Here is a 22,358-nt window from a genome sequence, read left to right on the forward strand (position 1 = left end):
AAACCCTCTGTATCTCTCCGTGTTCCCCCTGTCTCTGTGGTTCCCCTTCTGTGCCGATCGGCGCCATCTGCGGGACACCTGCGCCTGAGCCCTCCCCTTTAGGGGCCGGGGTACATGATGGCCAATGACTAATGACCATTGACTGGCTCCGCCTCTGCCGGGCTTCCCCCCTTCTGGCATAGCTTTTTAATAATACACCGCTTGATAGATGCATAGAGTAGGTTGGCTATTACCCAACCAGCTTACACGTATGCCTTAACCTTTAAATAAACAATATGAAACAGATCATTGCCATGACGCTGGCAGCAGCATCGCTGACTGCCTGTAACAGCAACACCAGCACAAAAGAAAATACGGCTGACACTACCAGTACGACTACTACAACTACTGTTGCGCCTATCGACACCATGACCACTACCACAACCACCTCTAGCAATACGGCCTATATGCCTATGGAAGGTGATGTTACTTATAAGGAAAAAAAGGTGATGGTAATGCGTAATGGACAGTGGGTAGAAGCTAAGGAAGATGTAAAGCTGGACAATGGTGTAGTTGTTTACCGCTCAGGTAAAGTGAAAAAAGACAACAATGAAGTAGACCTGGATGACGGTGTAGTAGTAACCAAGACCGGTAACTTTTTTGACAAAGCCGGCAACGCTATTGACAACGCTTGGGATGCTACCAAACATGGCGTAAAAAAAGCGGGTAAAGCTGTTGGCCATGCAGCAGAGAAAGCTGGTGAAAAAGTAAAAGATGCTGTTGATAAGGACCATAATAAATAAGTACGAGTCCTAATGCTTGTTTTTTTCTAATCCCTGTTTATTTAAACGGGGATTTTTTATTGTGCCTCCTAAAAGAAGTTATAGAAAGGCTATAAAAAATTAAGGCTAAGGTAGAAACCTCAGCCCGCTTTAAAATCCAATATCCTATGAAAAACCATATATACCTCTACAATAGGCGTGCCGATCCGTTTTAAACGGAAACTTCGGTTATACAATGTAGAAAGCCATCCTTTTTGGGAATTATTGCTGACTATCTTCCCCACTTTATTTCTCAGCTTTGCTTTTTAAGCTCTTCAGTAATCAGCTTTGATCAGCTATTATGGTTTCTTTTCTGTACAAAAAAGCTAAGTTATTCAACTATTTTCTCTTACTGCAGAGCTGCTTTGCTTAACCTTGGTCAATAACTGGCGGCCAGCATAAGTAGTTATTCTTACAGCCTCAAAACATCCCTTGCCTCCCCTATAGTACCGGCGTAGCTTTGACATGTCCGTTTTTATCCAATATCCTAGTAAAGCAATCCCTTCCCTAACGAAAACAGTATTAAAGAGAACCGATTAACAGATCACTCTTATCCGAGAAATAAACCTATTTAAACAAACCTCTTCCTTTTGAAGAGGTTTTTTGTTTTTAGTCCTATCCTCATATCAAAATAGATCATATCCGGAAATTCCTAAACCATAACTGCCTCTTAAAGAGCGGTCCCATAGTTGTGATACCATTCACCTTACCGAGGCGCCATGTTTAAAGTAACAAAAAGCCATATGGGACTTGAAGTGGCAATAGTGGAAGAGAGGGTAGTGCTTACTCCTCATGCTTTATACCCACGAATGGCCAAAGCAGCCTTAGCTATAGCTCAAAGTGAACAACTGCTGGCCAACAATTACTTACAGCAACATTTAGAAGAAGACCATTTTGAGCTGTTGAAAACCTATTTCCAGGATCGCGGCTGGCGGCTTACTTAATAAAGCGTTTTCTTAGTCTTTACAGCCACTTCATCAATTTATTAATGCCGGTTATTGAAGAGCATGAGAAAGGGCGGTCTCTGGCCGCCCTTTACTATTTCTCTTTTCCTTGTTCTATGTTAACCCACAAATCACTCTACACTATAGGGTACTTACTCCGGGTTTCGGTGTTAGTTATTCACACGTCTATATAAATCCAAGCTTTATGCCAGAAACATAAATAGCAGAGCCGCATAAACACACCTATTTACCGCGTACTACTACCTAACAAGGCATCTTTACAGGCTTATTTTTTGTTCAATAAAATAGCACAGGACTTATTTATTCTTATCGGGCAACGTGACCATTACTTCTACGTATGCTCTTTATAAAGAATTGAAAACATCACCATGAAAAAGGGTTTAGTACTACTGCTCGTTTTATCACTTAGTCTACACCATTTACCTATTCAGGCACAGGCACCTTCTACTGTTACCTGGAAGCTAGCTAAACAAGCTAATGGCATACAGGTATACACAGCCGATGTTGATGGCTCTAATCGCAAGTACATTAAAGTAAAGGCAGATCTTGAAGGTTCGTTAAACAAGGTAAAGGCTGTCTTTCAAAATATTGCACAACAGAAAGCCTGGGTATACAGCACCAAACAAGCCTACCTGATCCAGCAAGTTGATGATCATACCCTTCTATACTACAATGAGACCTCACTACCTTGGCCGGCAAGCAATAGGGATGTTGCCATCAACATGAAACTAACGGAAGATAATGCGCAACACAAACTGGTAATAACACAAGAAGGCAAGCCCAGTGCAGCCCCAACACATAAAGGAGTAGTGCGTATTCCGCATTTGAGTGCCAACTGGCAGTTCCATGAAGTGGCAAACAATCAGTTAACGGCGGAATATTACCTGGACCTTGATCCCGGAGGCTCCCTACCTACGTGGGTAATCAACATGTTTATTGCGAAAGGCCCCTATGAAACATTTATGCAACTCAGGCAAATGCTCAAGCAGTAATAAGCAAATTTGCAGGTTCACCACATAGTGCATTTAACAAGATGCAGTTCTTTATCAAAAAAGAGCCTAATCACCTCACCTTATCGTATTGTTATTGTTTGAAAAAAGCAGTTGGCTGGCTTTTAATGAATAAGAATAGTGGTCTGACTGATAACCCAGTCAGACCACTATTACCAGCAGCATTTATTTTTTTCCGCCTGGCGCCACTACAATTTTTCTTGTCATCACGCCTGTTGCAGTCGTTAGCTGTAACCAATAGGCACCATTAGCCTTTCCTGCAGCATTCCAGCTGAACTGGTACTTTGCACCGGCATTGACTGCACCATTGTATAACTGTTTTACCACATTTCCCTTATGGTCATAGATCGTCAGATTGATCTGTAGATTCTTACTAACGGCAAGATCAATGTGCGCCGTGTTTCGTACAGGGTTCGGGTATACGGTGAGGCTGGTAACGCCACTCAAAGTACCCTTGTTGCCATGAACAATATCAAAGTCAGAATCAGTAACAACCTCCTGTGTCGTAGCGTTGGCTGTATTGGAGTAGTCGGAGTTGCCTGCGGTATTGCTGCACCTTACGCGATAATAATAGTGCGTACCTGGCAACAAACCGCTATTGGCGTAGGCCTGCGTATTCGCACCCAATGTAGCCACTACCGTGTAAGGCCCGTCAGCAGCCGTTGCCCGTTCTACCGTATACTGGGTTTCGTTGTCTGCCCGATCGGTCCATGCCAAATCAATCTGTGTAGCCGATACGGCTGTAGCTGCTAATTCTGTAGGTGCGAGTGGTGCCAGTGGTGTAAATGCCAGTTGGAAATTATAGTTACGGAATGCACCATTTGTGCCGCCTATTGCGTACAAGTTGCCATCAACGTTTACAGCCTTTAATTCACCAGTCTGCGCCGGAATAACGGGTCCTTCTGTCCATGTATTCGTCTCAGGGTCATATATTTCTACGGTGTGGAAGAAGGGGCCTGTATTGCTGTTGATGCGCGCCTTGCCACCTACGATATAGATACGTCCGTCGGTTGCGGACACCGTACCAAACTGCACTTTAGGAATAATCATCGGTGCGCCAGTTGTCCATGTATCGGTGGCTGGGTTATAGATCTGAACCACATCTTGCGGTTCATTAGCACCCGTGCGACCGCCAAAAAGGTAAATTTTTCCATCGGCAGCTGTAACCGCACTGTGTTGTTTGACAGCTACTGGCATGTTGGCGCCCTGGCTCCACGTGTCGGTTGCCACGTCATAGATCCGTGTAAGGGAATTAAAAGCGTTGCCATTACTGGTTTGCTGCCCGCCAAAAAGGTAAATCTTACCATTGGCTGCAGTAGCAGTGGCAGCTTCCCAAATACCAATTGGCATGTTGGTCAGTGTTGTCCAGCTATTCGCGGAAGGCGTGTAGCGATAAACGGCTGTACTAACCGTTTCGATAAACCCGCCAAACACATAGATAGAACCGTCAGTACCAAGTGTTGCAGCCACACCACGTGCAGCGCCAGGCATGGGAGCGCCTGCTGTCCATGTATTGGTAACCGGATTATATATTTCCAGCGAGTTGAGCAAGCCCGTACTATTGTAGCCGCCAAACACATAAATGCGTCCGTTGGCAGCAACAGCACCGTATTGCGCCCGCGCTGTAAGCGTGCCGGCTTTGTTGGCCCAAACGGATGCTATAGGTGCCACCGTAAAGTTGCCTGTGGCTTGTACTGTTTGAATGCCCGAAACCACTTGAACGCTACCGGTAACAGCACCGGCAGGTACGGTAGCATAGATCAATTGCGGACTGGCTACATACACCTCTGTTGCTTCCACACCACCAAAACGCACCGTGGTTTCGTTAAGAAAATTGTCTCCTTTGATTACTACACCCACGCCGGCCGCACCACTTGATGGTGCAATACTGCTGACCGTTATCAGGCTTTGGACAGTTACAGACACTGGATCAGATATACTGGAAAGACCTGAATTATACGTAACCAAAGCTGTTAACGTATAGGCACCGGCGGGAACATCTGTCCAACTAAAGGTATATGGTGCTGTAGGATCTTCGCCCAACTTCGTATTGTTATTGAAAAATTCAACTTTGGCAATGGTACCTCCGTTATTGCTAGTTGTAGCCGCCAAGTTGATGGTAGCTGGCGCCACATATATAGCGCCATTAGCAGGCTCGCTAAGTGTTATGGGAGCTCCATCACCTACTATGGTGATGGTGTAGTCTTCGGCTTCCCCCCATGAGATACGCCGGCAATAATCAATACTGGTCATAGGCTCATAATTAGATCGCACCCGCAGTCTTGTGGGCCCCAGGGCGGCTGTAGCCGGAATGGTAATTGTAGCAGAAAACAAAATGACGTTACCCCCAGTCGTAGCATACACAAACTCACCGGCATCGTCAAAGTCATTATCCTGGTTATAGTCGATCCACACGGCAAAATTCTGTGGTTCATCAGCGTCTCCCTGTATTTTCAATGGATAGCTCTGCCCCCTGTTTACCGTTGTGGTAAGTGTACCGGTGGGTGCATACACCGAATAGCTATTTGCGTTGCTGGTGCAACCCGAGTTGTTGTTTACCAGGGTATTGAAACTGAAATTATTGACCAAATCAAGAAATGATTCGCATCCGCTACTATATACCGGTGTACAGTAGTCTTTACCCTGTGTAATTGTATAGGCACCCAGAGAACCATAGTCGGAGCTGGCACCCAAACCTCCTTGTACACCATCAATAGTGATATAGTAGGTGCCGGGCGTTACGGTAGCACTGATCGCTGCCGCCGGATCGAGTAGCGGGGCATGAGATGCTATGACGGTACCTGCCGCATTAGACAGGGTGACTGAAAGGTTCAAATTGGAATATTTAGGTGCCGGGTTTACCGTGAATGCTATTTTACCACCGGTACTTGTAAGTGAAAAAACATCTACATCTGTGGGCGTGGAAATAATCCCTTTATTAGCTGTAGCTGCTATATTACCACTGGCATCCATGACCAGCGCGGTAGCGGTGGCTCTCGTATTACCATGGTCATCGGTTCGGTAACCAAAGCCATTCAACGTGGTTATAATATTTAAATCATCCTCGGTGTTACTGGCATTGAGGTATTCACCTTTACTCCATTGTACAAGCGGCTTAGCATAGCCGAGGCCCATAATAGGTGCCCAGGATTGGTCTCCGTAATAATATTCTTCTGGCGGGTCAGTACGACCATCGTGGTGTAAGCCCACCGTATGGCCTGCTTCATGTGAGGCCACCTCCCCACTAAAATTAACTTCTGTGTTAAAATCCCAACAAGGGGTTTCCCCTCTGAAGGCATCGCCTCCCCAGGTAAACGAACCAATATAAGCTACCCCACCGACACTACCGGGAAACCACGCTTGAGTAGGGGTAAATACGATGCGCATTCGTGTGTTGGGCGCAGATCTGTTAAAGACCGCTACGTCAGTGGTTACATTCAGTGCAAAGGGCAGAAAATCTTCACTTACTGATTTCCATATTTCGGTCATTTCGCTTGCCGTGAACGATGATGGCGCAGCTACAATCGGTTCTCCATTTGTATAGTTTCGATTCCATTCGGTATTGATCACCGTTTCCCCATCAAAGTCCAGATAAAGTACAGAGATCGCACCGGGCAAACTTTCCAGCAAGGGCGCCGGCTCTAAAGCAGCAGCAGCCGGACTATTAGCAGTAGTGGATTGACTGTTTTGTCCCCGCGAACCTGTGGCTTCTTTGGCTTTCGGTAAACCCACACACATTACTTTGTCAATATCCTCTTCTGTTAAGTAAACTGACCCATCGGCCTTAGAGGAATACCGGTAATACTTTTTCTGATCAAGAATGGTAATAGCCCCGGATGCCTGGCCATTGACAACCCTCAGATAAAACCGACCTGATGCAGCATCTTTTACTTCTCCATAAAAAAATACTCCAGCTTGATCTTGCCGGCTTGATACTATTTTCAAAAGGAGGGGTGGCTCACCGGGTATAGAATGACTTACCATTGTTTCTGAACTTACCCGGTTAGCGGCTGCTGCCCTCGCCTTAGTAGAATAAGTTGTTCTCACGTCATTAACCTTTCCAATGTAAACAGGCGTTTGTGCAAAAACAGGTGAGATAAACCCACAAATTAAAATAAGTAGCAAGTGTTGGTAAGCATTTTTCATAATCATCCGTTTTAGTTATTTCTTCTTTCGTATTAACACTAGTTCCAGCTCTGGTGCAGCTGGTGCGTTTCCAGTCTGGGATGTATCTGGCTTTGCATAGGTCAAGAAGTGTTGTGCTTTAATCTTTAGCGTTCCTGCATTCAGCTCATAGCTACCTAAAAAATGCATATCCTCTTTGATGAAGGTTATCGTATTCGTTGTGGTCATGAAACGAAAAACATCGCAAGGGTTACTCGAAGCGTCTGTATATATTTTAAGTGTATCCTGGGAGAAAATAAAGATGGTGCCGGTCTGAATATATTTACAACGAGGCATGATGCTAAGTGGTGAAAGAAGTGGTTCCGATACGACCCATGTTCCTGTTACTATTGACTGCGCACTGGTATCCGATCTTTGGCTTCTAGAATTAGAGCACTTTAGAAAAACCAAACTCAAAATAAGAATGGTATAACCGCATTGCTTACTATATCTTGTCATGTTAGCTTCCTTTTAAAACCAACCGATACCAACAACTCTTTACTTATAATTTATCTCCTCATTGTCAATATAAAGGCTATTCATATGGACACTCTAATCTCACTCCTTTACAATAAGCATGATTAAAGTATATAGACTGTGTATAGGTAACCGTACACAACAAGCGGACACTAAACAGCTCCAAGACTTGTTGTACATTCCAACACACAATGCTGACACCCTTTTAGATTATCAAAGAAATTTGAGTTTACATGCCACCATTAAATGCATGAATTGATCAGGGAATGACGAAGTATTATATCATATCTCTTGCCTTATAGTCTTTGGAGATTACCTTGACTATCAAACACTTCATCGCTACCTTACTAGTGGCATGCTGATGTTTTAGGTAGCAGCACCTTTTTATTCCAAACGAGTTAGATGTAAAAAGTGCTATACCTTAAAAACACTCGTATTTAAACAGGGTTAAGTGAAGCTTTCACAGATGGCTGCCTCACAGGAAACAGAGGAAAGAATAGTTTACTAAAAATAAATACTTATATCCGTTATTGCAATAACAGTCATGCCTTCTTTTGCCTATTAAAACTTCGAAGCTTGCATTAAACCGCTTTCAAAAAAACGCTTGCGGGCATTCTCGTTCAGAATGACCTTTACCTGCACAGCTTACATCTCTATCCTATTATCCAAGCTATCTTGATACTATCCATTTTCTTATACGTCAAAGCCTTTTATAAGTATCAATAGCTCAATAAAAAGGGCATAAAAAATGAGCAACTACAAATTCCAGGTTTTGCTGGATCTACCAGGTCAATCAGAGGGCAACTAATTATCACTGGTTGAAACCTCTAGATATTATTTATGTATCAATTGCGGCTTCCGGGCGCTTTATACTTATAACCGTATGGGTAAACCGAAAAGCGCAAATAGCTTTTCTAAGATCTTATATGACCAAACTTTGCACAAGTCCTCAAATTCAACCAAAGTTTTATAGCATTACCCTTTATGCATCTTATTATGCTCTAAGGTAGAGTAACGGGCTTTGCAGCCTTCAATTCATAACAAAAAACCCACACCCAGCGCTTCCTTCTTTTCTTTTGCCCTACCTTTATACCCATTAAGCTGTAAGCTATAGCTCAGCATTTAAAAGGTTGCTTTACAGTCAACCTTATAAACCACCAACTGTGGGTTAGTATAGAGGCAAACATGTGTGGTTTAGAATTTAAACCCTTACAATGACCATGATGCTAACGCGATTAATACCTATACCAGCTATACTTTTATTTCTACTTTTTCTTTCCTGCAAATCACCTTCAAAAATGCCGGATACAAGTAAGACTTCCCTTGACTGGCAAGGCAGCTACAGCGGCATTGTACCCTGTGCCGATTGTGAAGGCATAGCTACTACTATTGTACTAAATGCCGATAAGAGCTATGCGCTATCTACCCACTACCTTGGCAAAGACCAAACGGTGAACAATGCAAACGGAACATTTTCCTGGAACAAAGAAGGTAATACCATCATGTTGAATGGAATGAAGAATGGCCCCCTTTATTATAAAGTAGTTGAAAACCAACTCATTCAATTAGATCAGCAAGGAAAGACGATTACCGGCCCCAACGCCAACCGTTATATATTAGCTAAGTCCGACAATGCTATTACCAACAAGTATTGGAAATTGATAGAGGTAATGGGCAAACCCGTAATAGTAGACAGTCAGCAAAGCCGAGAGCCTCACATGATTCTGCATATAGACAATAACCGCGTATCAGGCAATGGCGGCTGCAACAACTTTAGTGGCACGTACCAACTGGAAGCAAATAACCGCATTCATTTTTCACCACTAGCTGCTACCAAAATGGCCTGCATGAGTAGCATGGAAGTTGAGGACCAGTTTTTCAAAGCTCTGGAGACTGCCGATAGCTACTATTCAAAAGGTGATTCTTTGCAACTAATAAGAGCTCGTATGGCGCCACTGGCACGGTTTGTGGCGGTGTACCTGCGCTAGTTTTTTCCGCTACCCGCAACCTTTTATTCAACTACCTCTTGATAACAGATAGTTTTCACCTGCCAATAATACTAGTAATACTGTACACCTTTTAAGCATCTGACTTACGTATCTGGAAGACTACCCAAGCGGTTTTGGCACCAGTTGCCGAAGCATTTACAACGATTTAAATTCTTTTTTATGCTAAAGCTTTTCGTCTCAGGTACACTACTACTTTTATTACAAACGGCTTCCGCTCAACTTGGTATAAAAGCAGGTGTAAACATTAGCAATTTTACCGGCGGCAATTTTGAGAACGTTGAAAAAGAAGCACTGGTAAGCGGTTATGGCGGCGCCTTCTGGAGAATTCGCTTTGGCGATTTGCTGGCCTTACAACCGGAAGTATTATTCTCTTCTCAAGGAGCTAAATTAAAGTCTGCGACAGAAGCTTTTGATGCTAAAATCAACTATATCAATGTCCCTATAGTCTTGCAGGTTTATTTTGGCAGCTTCTATGTCGAAGGCGGTCCTCAGTTTGGTTTTAAAGTAAGCGAAGACGTTCCCGACCAATCTGCTGAGGACTTTGCCAAGTCCAGCGATCTATCTGCGGCCTTAGGGCTCGGCTATGAAACCAAGATTGGACTGGGCATTAGCGGCCGTTATACCATTGGCATCAGCAAAGTAGGCGATTTTGATTCCGGCAACATTGATCCCGACTTTAAAAACGGAGTTATACAACTTGGATTGTTTTACACGCTTTTCAATAAAAAGAAGTAAGTCTCGACTTTCATAATTACTAACCTATCTAACTACTAATTAAAACCAAGATTATGAAACGTTATTTCCTGTTTATCATTTTAGTAACTGGTTTATGTTCTGCCACTTATGCACAATTACCAAATGTAACAGCACCTGCTACAAGCTCTGTTGCCAACATAGGGCAAATGGTAACCCAGCTGGTTGGCGCTATAAAACCCAGCTCCTTTACTAATGCCTGGAGCGGTGAGAAAGCAAACTGGATGCAAAAGGCACAAGGGGCTGTTTCCGATGCGTCGGGCCTTGCCAGTAGTATATCATCACTCGCCGGCTTTATTAAACCCGGTCTTTTTAAAAAAGGCTTCAGTGCAGCAGGAATAGCCGACCTTGCCAAAAATGTAACGTCACTATCAGGCGCTGCCGGCCTCTTAAAGTCTTTTGCAGGAGGGCTGAAGCCCAAGGCTTTTAATCCCGAATGGAAAGGTCAGCAAAGTGGTTGGGAAAGTGCTTTGGGCATGATACAATAATAGACCAACCTAACAACGAAGTGCAAACGATTCATCCGCACCACGCTTTCTTTTAAAGAAAGGCAACTGCTATATGAGATGTTTTCACAAGCCACCATTTCAGTCTTTTTTAAGGCTGTAGCAGACTATTGTTTTTTGCAGTCTATGTTTAAGCAAGGTGTTTCCGTATCGGGCATATACTGCTTATCGCTGCGTATTAGGATGGAAGTTTTGCCAGGAGTGCCAAAACTCCTGCGAGGCTTGTACAGGCTGCAATTGCTGGCCTTTTAGGCTACCCAATATACAGGTACCATTCATGTTCCAAACAGAACCCGTATTCACATCATTGAAAAGTGACAGATCGCCTTGCTTTTGAAACTGTAACACAGTGCCGTTGATGTTTCGACTCCATACATGAAAAGAAGCTGTATCCGCTTCTAAAACAATCACTAGCGGCAAGCCAGCTAATGAATCCTGAAGTAATCGTTTATACACTAGCTCATTCCAATCGTAGGCTTTTACTTCTTTGCCCTGTACTACACCAATTACCCACGACTTGGGTTTCCAGGAAAGTGAATCACGTTTTTCCAAATGGCTCTTAATAGTGCCTTTATCAAAATCAGCCAGGTCTTTATACGATTGGTTAAATACGGTATCCGGCTGTAATACCAGTGTTTGTGGATACTGTCTCGTCCAGGCTGCCAAGGTCATTTGCTGTGAGGGTAGTTCTTTCAGCGCCTGCCCTTTCAATGGGCCAGCTATCGCTTCGCCCGACACCTGGCGCCACCAGCTTTTTGTAGTAGCATCTTCAAACATGGCATTAAAGTGATCCATACCCACCAGGCGAAATGTTTCATTCTTACCATTTACCACAGGGCTAAACACACGGCCGGTTCTGCAAACGGTACAATAGGTAACCATTACGGGTGTATTACCTACGGTATCTCTTACCTGATGGTGGTAACCGATCAACTGCAATGGATAGGCTTTCGCCTCACCATTAACAACCAGCCCTAGCACCAGCTTATCTTCTTTAACGGTATTCTGATCAACAGCTGCAAACCGTTTGGTGCGTGGCTGGTAAAACATCTTATCTGCTAAGAATCGAAAGTTGAACAGGTAAATGACCAAAACATACAACAACAGCCCAAAACCTAACAATAACTTACCTCCTACTTTAGCCCGACGCAAACCTATTATAATCGGTAAGGCCAAAAGAGCCAACAATAACAATCGCAGCCAGTTTATGTTATTGTTCAACCAGTAAGCGATACTAATGGTGTTGCTCTGCTGACTTCCAGGAAAGGGCATAATAAAATAGACACGCAGGATCTCCAAAGCAATTAAAAGCAACAGTCCAAGGAAAAGAAGAAAGGTTTTCATTATTTAAGTGGCTTAGTTAGGTGGTGGTAATTATTAGCCAGCAGTTGTGCAAGTCTATTAGGCTCATAACAACTTATGGCTTACTGAAGATAAACTATAAAAAGCCAGACGTTTAGTTCCGATATCATGATAGTTCTGTTGTTTACAATAGAATATCGCATACAAACATTTTACTTACTCGCTGGAAGCTGTCCCATCCTTAAACTTTTCCCGGAGCTTTAACTCTTCCAGGTCAATTAAAGAAAGGTATTTGCGTATTAGGTCTTCATCAAACTCAGCCCGGTGATTCATCTCATTCAGCGCTAGTCGCTGATGCTCTAATAGTTCTAAGTAAATACGTTGAAAATCCTGTCGGGCATTACCAGGACTCGAGCCGTTCAGGCTTTGCTGGAAAAAATTAAATTCAAGCTGCATTCTTCCTAACAGGTTTTGAAAGTGTTCATTGGCTACCTGTTCTTTTCCATGTTTCGTTTCCAGGTATTGAATAGAAGTCTGTGCCACTTTCTTTTGAATGATCGCCTCCTGCTCCCGTTCTGGTATGGTAGTGAATTTATCTTTCAGCCTTACTTTACGAATCACAAAAGGAAGGGTAAGGCCTTGGAAAACCAACGTCACCAGGATAACAATGAATGTGATAAAAAGAATCAGGTTGCGATAGGGAAAGGGCTGCCCTTCATTGATAAGAAGCGGTATAGAAAGGGCCGCTGCTAATGAAACAACACCCCGCATACCTGCCCAGCCAATAACAACGGGACCTCTCCACCCCGGATTAGCGTCGGCAACAGTAATAAAATGGCTCATTACCCGGGTAAAGACAGACGCTCCGAATGTGCAAAGTAATCGTGCAACGATCAGCACTAATGAAATGATCAAGCCATATCCTATGGCACGGATGATACTGATATCACCCAACTGCCGAACAATAGTAGGCAGCTGAAGTCCTATGAGCAGAAATACCAGCCCATTCAAAACAAAACCGATGGTAGCCCAAACGTTTAGTCCTTGTATGCGGCTACGATAGGTAAGCATACGTAGACGCCTGTTAGACAAGAACAATCCTCCACTCACCACGGCCAATACACCTGAAAAATGAAAGTGCTCAGCAAAATAGTACATGCAATAAGGAGTGGCCAGGCTTAATACAATTTCAATACTGGGTGTAGTAGGTAACCAACGATGAATACCATAGAAGACAGCGCCTACCAAGAGGCCAATAAGTATTCCCATAACGATGACCAGGAAAAAACTAATGGCGGCGTCTTGAAAATAAAATTGCCCGGTTATGACTGCTGCTAAGGCAAACCGAAATACAATGAGCGAGGAAGCATCATTCAGCAGGCTTTCGCCCTCTACGATACTAACTATAGACCGTGGTACTTTTACCCGACGCATAATGGTAGTGGCCGATATAGCATCGGGTGGAGAAATAATGCCACCCAACAAAAAGCCTAATGCAAGCGTAAAACCAGGGATCAGTGCATATGATACAAATGCGATCACGCAGGAGGTTAAGATGACTATAGGAAAGGCAAAGCTGGTAATGACCCGTCGCCATTTCCAAAACTCTTTCCACGATACCTGCCAAGCAGCATCATATAATAATGGCGGAAGAAAAATAAAAAAGACCAGCTCAGGGTCTATTTCAATTTGTGAGAACCGGGCCGTAAAACTAAGCAACAAGCCGCCCAACACTAATATGATCGGGTAAGCCAGCCGGAGTTTATTGGCAATCATCACTAAGCTCAGGATGATTAAGATGAGGTAAACGTATTGAATAAAAACACTCTGCATGAAGTGCTGGTTGTGGTGATGATGAACTAATTGTACTTACAATAACTGCTGCAAAAAATCAACTGCTGCAACAGAGCAATATATGCCTTGCCTGTTGCGGTTGAGACTATTGACGCTAGCAATAGGTACGACTAATTTAAAAAAAAGCCATATAGAATTGTCTAAATGGCTTTACTATGCTAATAATGTTAGTTGTCTGCTTTTAATGGCTAACCTGGTATTTTAACCACAACACGCCTTCCTGTAGTTGTTGTACATCTGAAAGTTGTAGTTGCGTTGCTGCCTTCTTTTGCAAACTATCTCTTACTTCAAATGTGGTTGGCACATTGGGTGTACCATCAGCTATAGGCAATAGCAGCAAGCTTAGTTCATCAATAAGCCCTTCGTTGAGCAGTGAACCATTAATATGACCGCCGCCTTCCAACATAATGGTTTGTATTGGAAAAAGTTCACCCAACTGACTTACCGCTGATACCAAGTCCAGTGTTTCTTTCCCGGCAAAAATGTAAGAGATGCCTCGCTGCCTCAGGTAATGCAGATAGTCATCGCTCACTTGCTCTGTTAGCACTTCAATTAGATGATCGCCACCAATTTCATTACTGGCCCACCCTAATTTTCCATGTGCGTCTACAGCTATAGCAAAAGAAGTGGCATTAATATCTCCCACAAATGGCTCCCGTGCTATAGCCTTTTCCGGCTTCACCAATTCTGGCTGTAGCCCTTTAGTAAAGTCCTTCTCCATCGTTACCCTTCCTACCATCCAGGCCTGCGCGTCAAACGACTCGTGGCATTTTTCATAAATAGCAGAGAAGGCTTTTCGTCTTTCCGGATCGCCCCAGTTGGCTACAATAATTCGCCCATCTATGGTCGACATCATATGACAGATAACATGTGGTCGCTTCATGATTCTTTTTGTTTTAACCTATTTCTATGTACCTACTATCATTCCTTTCTTTATGATCCTTATGAAAAGAACATAGAATTTATAGACCTGTTAGTTTCTCCAGTGCTTCCGGGTAGCGGCTTCCTTCAATTGCAATCTTGGAAGCGGCATCATTGATCTGTTGCAGGTCTTCTGATGTCAATTCAATATTTACAGCCCCAAGGTTTTCTTCCAACCGGTGCAACTTTGTTGTTCCAGGTATGGGCACTATCCAAGGCTTCTGTGCTAACAACCAAGCCAATGCTATCTGGGCAGGTGTTGCAGCTTTTTGTTTAGCAACTGCATTCAGCAGATCAATTAAAGACTGATTAGCCTTCAGTGCTTCGGGAGTAAAGCGTGGAAGCGCTTTGCGAAAATCGTTATCGGAAAGTTGCGTATTCTCATTCATCTTCCCTGTTAGAAACCCTCTACCTAAAGGACTAAATGGAACGAACCCTATTCCTAACTCTTCCAAGGTAGTCATTACCGTTTCCTCTGGCTTACGCCACCAAATGGAATACTCACTTTGAAGGGCGGTTACCGGCTGCACAGCATGTGCCTTGCGAATGGTATCAGCACCCGCTTCTGATAAACCGAAGTATTTGACTTTTCCTTGGTCAATTAGTTCTTTTACAGCACCTGCCACATCTTCTATAGGCACATTAGGATCTACACGATGCTGGTATAACAAATCGATTACCTCAACATTTAGACGTTTTAAAGAACCTTCTACCACTTGTTTAACATGCTCTGGCCGGCTGTTTACACCAACTGACTTTCCATCCTGTATGTTGAAGCCAAATTTGGTAGCAATAACTACCTTATTGCGTAGAGGCGCCAGGGCCTCGCCCACAATTTCCTCATTGTTGTAGGGACCATATACTTCAGCTGTGTCAAAAAAGGTTACGCCACGCTCTACTGCTGCGTGAAGGAGTTCAATAGCTTCTTTCTTACTTACCTGTTGACCAAAAGTGGAACTAAAACCCATGCAACCAAGCCCTAAGGCAGAGACTTCCAATCCGCTGTTTCCTAATTTTCGGTATTTCATAATACTACCATTGATTGTTATTAAGTAATTATAGTTGAACCATTATTGTATTACACCATCGATGGTTCGATTTAATTTCGTTAGTGCAAAGTTCTCTATTATTTTCAGGCCGCCTTGTATACAGATTACTGAAAGTTCTACCACTATTACTGCTTCAGCTGCCCGACTTTACCAAGCCGTCATTCAAGCTATAACTTTTAAGTAGTAAAGCATAGTTGATCATGGAAAACATAATAACATTTGATACCGTAAGCCAGTATAACACTTCTAATAATCATGAAACACTACATCCACTGATTACAGTTATTGATTACTCGAAGGTGCTTCCACGACAACGTTACAGTGCCAATTTTGGACTCTAAGCGATCATGTTAAAAGATGTAAAATGTGGCGATCTGCGTTACAGGCGCCATTATTATGACTACCAGGAAGGCACATTGGTATTTATTGCTCCCGGACAAGTAGTGAGTGTAGAGAACGAAGGCGAGCTCTACCAACCCTTAGGTTATTCATTGGTTTTTCACCCCGATCTGATTCACGGCACTACGCTTGGACGTTACATTGATGAGTACTCCTTGCTGATCGATGTGGCCAAAGAGCGAATCTTTGACACTTCCAGATCAGTTAGTGAAATTGCGTATGAACTTGGATTCAAGTATCCCCAGCATTTCACCCTGCTGTTTAAGTAGCGGGTGGGTTACTCACCCAATGAATACCGGATGCATAATTAACGGGCTTTGAACTTCATATATCTGCCTCTTCAGGCAACTAATGGCTAACAAAGAATAATGTAAAGGGGATTTAGCACCAACTGTACTAAAAACACTACACCTGTATTTTCTTACAGTTCCTAATTTGCTAAAATCAAGCGGGGCAAGGAGTTTGAAGCCTTCTTTTCAGATAAAGCGGAAAAATAAATTAAATTCGCGTCCAGCTTGAAAGCAATCGCTTTTAAAGCCCCTTACCATATGATCCTGATCGTAGATGACAAACCGGAAAACTTGTTTTCCCTCAAGACTATTTTAGAGCGTCATAGCTTTAAGGTAGACACAGCCCTTTCGGGTGAGGAAGCCTTAAAGAAAGTTCTCCGTCAAACATACTCGTTAATTATTCTGGACGTGCAAATGCCAGACATGGATGGCTTTGAGGTGGCAGAGGCCCTGGTAGGCTCCAGCCGCTCGAAGCAAACGCCCATTCTTTTTCTTTCTGCTGTTAATACGGATAAGAAATTTATTACCAAGGGCTTTGACTCTGGTGCCGTGGACTATATAACAAAGCCCGTGGATCCCGACATTCTTATACTGCGGGTTCGCACTTTTTACCGGCTTTATGAGCAGTCGGCTGCGCTTAATGATGCACACCAGCAACTAAAAGCAGCTCACACGGAATTGCACCTTACGTTGAACTCCATTCCCCAGATAGCATTTACCGCCACACCCGATGGCCAACTGGACTTCGTGAACCAATTTTGGTATCAGTATTCTACCTCCCCAATAAGTTTCCCGGATACGCCAGAAAACGAACCTTCACTGGAGGAGATATGGCAAGCCGCCCTTACAAAAGGGAACTTCTATGAACAAAAAGTTCGTATTCGCAAGTTAACTAACCAGGCGTACCGGTTTCACCTGTTCCGTGTTACGCCTGTAAAAGAAAATAATACGCTCATTAAATGGACGGGTGTATTTGTTGATATACACGACCAGCACGAAATCAACGAATTGTTGGAAGAGAAAATAAAAGAGCGGACCAAGGAGTTAGTAGAAGCAAATAAAAGTCTTGAAGAAAGCAATGCAGACCTGCAACAGTTTGCCTCTATTGCTTCACACGATCTAAAGGAGCCCCTGCGCAAGATTCATTTGTTTGGGAGCTTAATGAAAGAGCAATTAGCAGATAAAGACAAGATTGAAAAGTACCTAAGCAAGATTCTATACGCTTCTGATCGAATGAACCGGTTAGTAAATGACGTACTGAGTTTTTCCCGGTTGTCCGAAATAGATCGTTTTGTACACACTGATTTAAACCAGATAGCTCAGGAAGTGCTTGTTGACCTGGAGTTAATGATTCAAGAGAAAGAAGCACAGATTCACCTTGACCCCTTGCCTCACATCGAGGCCATTCCCGGATTGATCCGCCAGGTGTTTCAAAATATGATCAGCAATGCTTTAAAATTTGCTAAGGAAGACCAAACACCCGTTTTGCATATCCATTGCCAACAAGTAAGCACATTACAGGCGGATAGCCCTGAATCCAACAATGGTGCTTTTTACCGACTAGTGTTTTCTGATAATGGTATTGGCTTCGAAGAAAAATATACACAACGGATCTTTTCCTTGTTTCAACGCCTCAATGCCCAGAGCCAATATGAAGGCACCGGCATCGGGCTAAGCATTGCCAAAAAGATCGTTGAAAAACACCATGGTCTGATCACAGCACATAGCCAGCCAGGTGAAGGCGCCAACTTCATTGTGGTTTTACCAGCTACCCAACAACAATAAATAACCAACCCGATTCACCATCTAAACCAAAAGTGTAAATGAAAAGATTGCTGCAAAGGCTACCGTTACCTACGAAGCTGATGTTATTAGGGCTATTACCCCTGCTTTTTTTGTTGGCCGTTTCATACCAACTCTATAAAAGTCGCGATGAAAAGCTAGCCCTGGTTGACAACTACCGTCAACGCGTAGACCTGGCTATCAATATTAATAACCTGGCAGAACAATTACAAAAAGAAAGGCGCTACGCATTTGGCTTTGCCTTGCAAGGCACCTGGCATAATGAAATGCTGGCCGAACGTCAGCAAACCGATGCCGCCTTACAAAAACTGCTAACCGAAAATGGTGCCGGCCTGCCGGGGTTTACTTCTTATACCTTCCTGGACCAATTAAAAGCTTTCAGAGCCCGACTGGACAATAAACAGGCTGATGCAGGCGAGATTCTAAACTTCTACACGAATATTATTTTTCGCTTGAGTAACCAGAATAATGTGGCGGTAGGCAACAATTTGTATCTAAGGCCTATTATTAAAGATCTGGCCGGGCAAAAGATATTATCGGATATTATTACTTATGAAGGAATAGTACGCGCACAGGTATACCTGATGCTACAAACCCAGCAGTCTAACCCACAGCTTATTAGTTCGGTTATTCAAACACAATCCATCATTGATGCATTTTCGAAAGAGTTCTTTATTGCATCATCGCCACAGTCTATTCAGGATATCAAAGCCTTACAGTCAGACGCCGATGTTAAAGCAATGGGCGACTACCTGAACAAACTGGCAAAAACCAAATCACTGGACACTTCCGTTTCGGCCGAATACTGGTGGAATGTTTCGGCGAATGCAATAGACCGGGTTATGGAAGTACAACAAAAAATGGTAAGCCGGGTTAAACAAGGTATTGACAACTTATATACACATGAAGAAGACCTGCAACGCTGGAATATTATTTTATTGCTAGCCATGCTATTTTCCGTAGTGAGCCTGATCCTCTTCATCACCCGCTCTATTTCCAACACACTCACCTCGCTGCGGGAAGCCGCTCAAACCATTGCCAAAGGCAAGACAGGTATTACCATACAAGCCGAGACAAACGATGTGGTAGCAGCCCTTGCTCGCTCCATCATAGCAATTGACACAAATAATAAACAACTAACCCAGGCAGCTGATGCTATAGGAAGGGGCGACTTCTCAGTACCTATTCATCCTCGCAGCGATGAAGACTTACTTGGCAATGCTATTATAGAAATGAAAGGCAACCTGGAAGTGTTTACCAGGAGCAATGAAGAAAAGATCTGGATACAGACAGGAATTGCAGCTGTAAATGATGCCATCAGAGGAGAGAAAGATCTGCCTACTCTTTGCAAGGATGCCTTGCAAACTGTTATTGAATACCTGGGTTGCGAAAACGGGCTTTTGTATGTTGCACAAGAGGATGAACTTCTTTACAAAGCTGGTTATGCCATCAGCAGTGTGTCTTTAGTGCCCCAACGCCTGCACTTTGGTGAAACACTGGTAGGCCAGGCTGCCCTGCGCAAGGAAATGACGGTGCTGGAAAATGTACCAGATGACTTTATCAAGATACGTACGGCAGCAGGAACAGCAGCCCCCAAACAAGTGCTACTAATTCCACTGGTAAATGATAACCAGGTGGAAGGTGTAATAGAAGCCTCCTCGCTACAGGGCATACAAGCCTACAAGCTGGATTTCTTAAAAGATATAGCTACTGATATTGCCATTGCACTACAGGTTACAAAAAATAAAACCCGCCTGCAGGAACTGTTTGAGGAAGTGCAAACGCAGGCAGAAGAACTACAGTCGCAGCACCGGGAACTGGAAGCGCTGAATGCGGAATTAGAGATGAATACCCAGCGCTTACAGGCGTCGGAGGAAGAACTGAAAGTGCAACAGGAAGAATTGATGCAAGCCAACCAGGAACTGGAAGAGCGTTCTAAACTTTTAGAGGAACGCAATCAAATCATTCAGCAGCGCAACCTGGAGATTCAACGCAAAGCCGAAGAGCTGGAGATCAGTACCAAATACAAATCAGAATTCCTGGCTAACATGTCGCATGAGCTAAGAACGCCATTAAACTCGATCTTGCTCCTTTCCCGCCTGCTGGCAGAAAACAATGAAAAAACCCTGACCTCAGACCAGGTAGAGTATGCACAGGTAATCCAAAGCTCAGGATCCGGATTACTGTCATTGATCGATGAAATCTTAGACCTATCCAAGATAGAAGCCGGCAAAATGGAGCTGGAGTTTGCACCTACTGCCGTGCGCGATATGACCAGCGGCCTTCGCTCACTCTTTGCTCCTATGGCCAAAGAAAAAGGCATTGATTTCAATGTTCAAATTGAGCCAAGCGTACCGGCATTGATTGAAACAGATCGTATGCGTTTGGAGCAGATCCTGAAAAACCTGCTTTCCAATGCCCTTAAGTTTACCACACAAGGTGCGGTAGACCTTTCTGTATCTACCCTTTCTGAACGCCCCTCCTTTATTCGTTTTTCAGTTAAGGATACCGGTATTGGTATTCCACAAGAAAAGCAACAGGCCGTGTTTGAAGCCTTTCAGCAAGCCGATGGTTCTACCCGTCGCCGGTTTGGCGGTACAGGCCTGGGGTTATCTATAAGCCGGGAGCTGGTGCGTATTTTAGGTGGCGAGATCAAACTGACTAGTGAAGTGGGTCAAGGAAGTGAGTTCACCCTTTTCATTCCTACGCACAAAACAGAAGTAGCAAGCACACCACCGATTGAGCCAATAGTTACCACACCCGTTAGCCATAAAATAAACACACCAGAAGAATCCCTATCGGTAAAGCGCAAACGCTACATAGCTACTGAAATTCCAGCTGCCCTTCCTGACGACCGTACTGTAATTAAGCCGCAGGACAAGGTCATTCTTATTATAGAAGATGATGCAGGCTTTGCCAAAGCCCTGTTGGATTATACACGCACAAAAGGCTACAAAGGCCTTGTAGCCGTAAGAGGTGATGAAGGCATTGAACTGGCCAAACAGTTCAAGCCTATTGGTATCTTACTGGATCTGCAACTACCGGTAAAAGATGGATGGGAAGTAATGGAGGCGTTGAAAAGTGCGCCTCAAACAAGACACATACCGGTACACATGATGTCGTCGCATGCAGTAAAACGAGAAAGCCTGATGAAAGGCGCGGTTGATTTCATCAACAAACCGGTTGCCTTTGAGCAAATGCAGGAGATCTTCCAAAAGATTGAGCACGTACTAAACAAAGAGTATAAAAAGGTGCTGATCGTAGAAGAGAACTCTAAGCATGCCAAGGCATTGGCTTATTTCCTAGAAACCTTCCAAGTGAACGCAGAAGTATCAAACAACATCTCAGAGAGTGTAGATGCGTTGGAAAAAGAAAGCGTAGACTGCGTGATATTGGATATGGGCGTACCAGATAACAAGTCGTATGATACCTTGGAAGAAATAAAGAAACGTTCTGGACTGGAGCATTTACCCATTATCATTTTCACTGGAAAAAGTTTATCAACAGTTGAAGAATCGAAGATCAAGCAATATGCTGATTCCATTGTGGTAAAAACAGCACACTCCTATCAACGCATATTGGATGAAGTGTCTTTATTCCTGCACCTGATTGAAGAAAATAACGGAACGCAACAAAAAGCCTCTTTCCAAAAGCTCGGTGCATTGGAAGATGTATTGCGCAACAAAAAGATTCTGATCACCGACGATGATGTGCGCAACATCTTCTCGTTGACCAAGGCTTTGGAAAAACATAATATGCAAGTGCTTAGTGCCATAGATGGCAAAGAGGCCTTACGGATGCTAAACCAACATCCTGACATAGACGTTGTCTTAATGGACATTATGATGCCAGAGATGGATGGCTATGAAACCATGAAGCAGATTCGGGCTACTGAACATTTCCGCAAACTGCCCATTATTGCCGTAACGGCCAAGGCTATGACCGGCGACCGCGAAAAATGTATAAAGGCCGGTGCCTCCGACTATATTTCAAAACCCGTTGATATTGACCAATTATTATCCTTATTAAGAGTTTGGCTTTATGACACCCAATAAA

General features: G+C 43.6%; 16 protein-coding genes. 10 read left to right on the forward strand and 6 right to left on the reverse strand.

The window, feature by feature from the left end; translation table 11 throughout:
- The first annotated feature begins 275 nt into the window (after positions 1 to 275).
- From SY85_RS13925 to SY85_RS13935, 3 genes are all read left to right on the forward strand, one after another.
- Positions 276 to 782 carry a DUF6799 domain-containing protein gene (locus SY85_RS13925; RefSeq protein ID WP_066405462.1) on the forward strand — a complete coding sequence of 169 codons (507 nt, stop codon included), beginning with the start codon at positions 276 to 278 and terminating at the stop codon, positions 780 to 782.
- Between the two features lie 737 nt (positions 783 to 1,519).
- Positions 1,520 to 1,744 carry a hypothetical protein gene (locus SY85_RS13930; RefSeq protein WP_148661198.1) on the forward strand — a complete coding sequence of 75 codons (225 nt, stop codon included), beginning with the start codon at positions 1,520 to 1,522 and terminating at the stop codon, positions 1,742 to 1,744.
- A 389-nt stretch (positions 1,745 to 2,133) separates the two neighbouring features.
- Positions 2,134 to 2,757, forward strand: a complete 624-nt coding sequence (locus SY85_RS13935; protein WP_066405466.1) for an START domain-containing protein — start codon at positions 2,134 to 2,136, stop codon at positions 2,755 to 2,757.
- 183 nt (positions 2,758 to 2,940) lie between these two features.
- Here SY85_RS13935 and SY85_RS13940 read toward each other — a convergent pair whose 3' ends face one another.
- Positions 2,941 to 6,921: a Kelch repeat-containing protein gene (locus SY85_RS13940; protein ID WP_066405468.1), complete on the reverse strand. Its 3,981-nt coding sequence runs from the start codon at positions 6,919 to 6,921 to the stop codon at positions 2,941 to 2,943.
- Between the two features lie 15 nt (positions 6,922 to 6,936).
- Positions 6,937 to 7,236, reverse strand: coding sequence for a hypothetical protein (locus tag SY85_RS25660; RefSeq protein ID WP_158512973.1), 300 nt, complete (start codon positions 7,234 to 7,236; stop codon positions 6,937 to 6,939).
- Positions 7,237 to 8,630: 1,394 nt separating this feature from the next.
- On the opposite strand from SY85_RS25660, the gene SY85_RS13950 reads away from it, so the two are divergent.
- From SY85_RS13950 to SY85_RS13960, 3 genes are all read left to right on the forward strand, one after another.
- The gene (locus tag SY85_RS13950) at positions 8,631 to 9,404 is read left to right on the forward strand and encodes a copper resistance protein NlpE N-terminal domain-containing protein (RefSeq protein WP_082886454.1); all 774 of its coding nucleotides are present in this window, start codon (positions 8,631 to 8,633) and stop codon (positions 9,402 to 9,404) included.
- Between the two features lie 180 nt (positions 9,405 to 9,584).
- Positions 9,585 to 10,160: a porin family protein gene (locus SY85_RS13955; protein WP_066405471.1), complete on the forward strand. Its 576-nt coding sequence runs from the start codon at positions 9,585 to 9,587 to the stop codon at positions 10,158 to 10,160.
- 53 nt (positions 10,161 to 10,213) lie between these two features.
- A complete protein-coding gene (locus SY85_RS13960; RefSeq protein WP_066405472.1) occupies positions 10,214 to 10,666 on the forward strand; it encodes a hypothetical protein in 453 nt (150 codons plus the stop codon).
- 183 nt (positions 10,667 to 10,849) lie between these two features.
- On the opposite strand, the gene SY85_RS13965 is transcribed toward SY85_RS13960, so the two are convergent.
- The 4 genes from SY85_RS13965 to SY85_RS13980 form a co-directional block, all read right to left on the reverse strand.
- Positions 10,850 to 12,028 (reverse strand): DUF3179 domain-containing (seleno)protein, encoded by a 1,179-nt coding sequence (locus SY85_RS13965; RefSeq protein ID WP_066405474.1) that lies wholly within the window; start codon positions 12,026 to 12,028, stop codon positions 10,850 to 10,852.
- Between the two features lie 174 nt (positions 12,029 to 12,202).
- Positions 12,203 to 13,819, reverse strand: coding sequence for a Na+/H+ antiporter (locus SY85_RS13970; protein WP_066405475.1), 1,617 nt, complete (start codon positions 13,817 to 13,819; stop codon positions 12,203 to 12,205).
- Positions 13,820 to 14,021: 202 nt separating this feature from the next.
- Entirely contained in the window at positions 14,022 to 14,723 is a 702-nt protein-coding gene (locus tag SY85_RS13975) for a RibD family protein (RefSeq protein WP_066405478.1), read from the reverse strand.
- 79 nt (positions 14,724 to 14,802) lie between these two features.
- Complete coding sequence (locus tag SY85_RS13980) at positions 14,803 to 15,789, reverse strand: aldo/keto reductase (RefSeq protein ID WP_066405480.1); 987 nt, start codon at positions 15,787 to 15,789, stop codon at positions 14,803 to 14,805.
- A gap of 221 nt (positions 15,790 to 16,010) precedes the next feature.
- Between SY85_RS13980 and SY85_RS25955 the strand changes: the two genes are divergently transcribed.
- The 4 genes from SY85_RS25955 (at position 16,011) to SY85_RS13995 (ending at position 22,357) form a co-directional block, all read left to right on the forward strand.
- The gene (locus SY85_RS25955) at positions 16,011 to 16,151 is read left to right on the forward strand and encodes a hypothetical protein (protein ID WP_226998834.1); all 141 of its coding nucleotides are present in this window, start codon (positions 16,011 to 16,013) and stop codon (positions 16,149 to 16,151) included.
- A 6-nt stretch (positions 16,152 to 16,157) separates the two neighbouring features.
- On the forward strand, positions 16,158 to 16,478 hold the full coding sequence (locus tag SY85_RS13985) for a helix-turn-helix domain-containing protein (RefSeq protein ID WP_066405482.1): 321 nt from the start codon (positions 16,158 to 16,160) through the stop codon (positions 16,476 to 16,478).
- 279 nt (positions 16,479 to 16,757) lie between these two features.
- The gene (locus tag SY85_RS13990; protein ID WP_066405484.1) at positions 16,758 to 18,284 is read left to right on the forward strand and encodes a sensor histidine kinase; all 1,527 of its coding nucleotides are present in this window, start codon (positions 16,758 to 16,760) and stop codon (positions 18,282 to 18,284) included.
- Between the two features lie 38 nt (positions 18,285 to 18,322).
- Positions 18,323 to 22,357, forward strand: a complete 4,035-nt coding sequence (locus SY85_RS13995) for a response regulator (RefSeq protein ID WP_066405486.1) — start codon at positions 18,323 to 18,325, stop codon at positions 22,355 to 22,357.
- Position 22,358: the final 1 nt, after the last annotated feature.

This window comes from Flavisolibacter tropicus (assembly GCF_001644645.1).
Lineage (GTDB): Bacteria > Bacteroidota > Bacteroidia > Chitinophagales > Chitinophagaceae > Flavisolibacter > Flavisolibacter tropicus.

Excerpts from the sequence above, each read along its gene's own strand:
- SY85_RS13975 (WP_066405478.1), bottom strand. The coding sequence starts at position 14,723 with ATGAAGCGACCACATGTTATCTGTCATATGATGTCGACCATAGATGGG.
- SY85_RS25660 (WP_158512973.1), bottom strand. The coding sequence starts at position 7,236 with ATGCCTCGTTGTAAATATATTCAGACCGGCACCATCTTTATTTTCTCC.
- SY85_RS13990 (WP_066405484.1), top strand. The coding sequence starts at position 16,758 with ATGATCCTGATCGTAGATGACAAACCGGAAAACTTGTTTTCCCTCAAG.
- SY85_RS13985 (WP_066405482.1), top strand. The coding sequence starts at position 16,158 with ATGTTAAAAGATGTAAAATGTGGCGATCTGCGTTACAGGCGCCATTAT.
- SY85_RS25955 (WP_226998834.1), top strand. The coding sequence starts at position 16,011 with ATGGAAAACATAATAACATTTGATACCGTAAGCCAGTATAACACTTCT.
- SY85_RS13935 (WP_066405466.1), top strand. The coding sequence starts at position 2,134 with ATGAAAAAGGGTTTAGTACTACTGCTCGTTTTATCACTTAGTCTACAC.
- SY85_RS13965 (WP_066405474.1), bottom strand. The coding sequence starts at position 12,028 with ATGAAAACCTTTCTTCTTTTCCTTGGACTGTTGCTTTTAATTGCTTTG.
- SY85_RS13930 (WP_148661198.1), top strand. The coding sequence starts at position 1,520 with ATGTTTAAAGTAACAAAAAGCCATATGGGACTTGAAGTGGCAATAGTG.
- SY85_RS13940 (WP_066405468.1), bottom strand. The coding sequence starts at position 6,921 with ATGAAAAATGCTTACCAACACTTGCTACTTATTTTAATTTGTGGGTTT.
- SY85_RS13925 (WP_066405462.1), top strand. The coding sequence starts at position 276 with ATGAAACAGATCATTGCCATGACGCTGGCAGCAGCATCGCTGACTGCC.
- SY85_RS13970 (WP_066405475.1), bottom strand. The coding sequence starts at position 13,819 with ATGCAGAGTGTTTTTATTCAATACGTTTACCTCATCTTAATCATCCTG.
- SY85_RS13960 (WP_066405472.1), top strand. The coding sequence starts at position 10,214 with ATGAAACGTTATTTCCTGTTTATCATTTTAGTAACTGGTTTATGTTCT.
- SY85_RS13980 (WP_066405480.1), bottom strand. The coding sequence starts at position 15,789 with ATGAAATACCGAAAATTAGGAAACAGCGGATTGGAAGTCTCTGCCTTA.
- SY85_RS13995 (WP_066405486.1), top strand. The coding sequence starts at position 18,323 with ATGAAAAGATTGCTGCAAAGGCTACCGTTACCTACGAAGCTGATGTTA.
- SY85_RS13950 (WP_082886454.1), top strand. The coding sequence starts at position 8,631 with ATGACCATGATGCTAACGCGATTAATACCTATACCAGCTATACTTTTA.
- SY85_RS13955 (WP_066405471.1), top strand. The coding sequence starts at position 9,585 with ATGCTAAAGCTTTTCGTCTCAGGTACACTACTACTTTTATTACAAACG.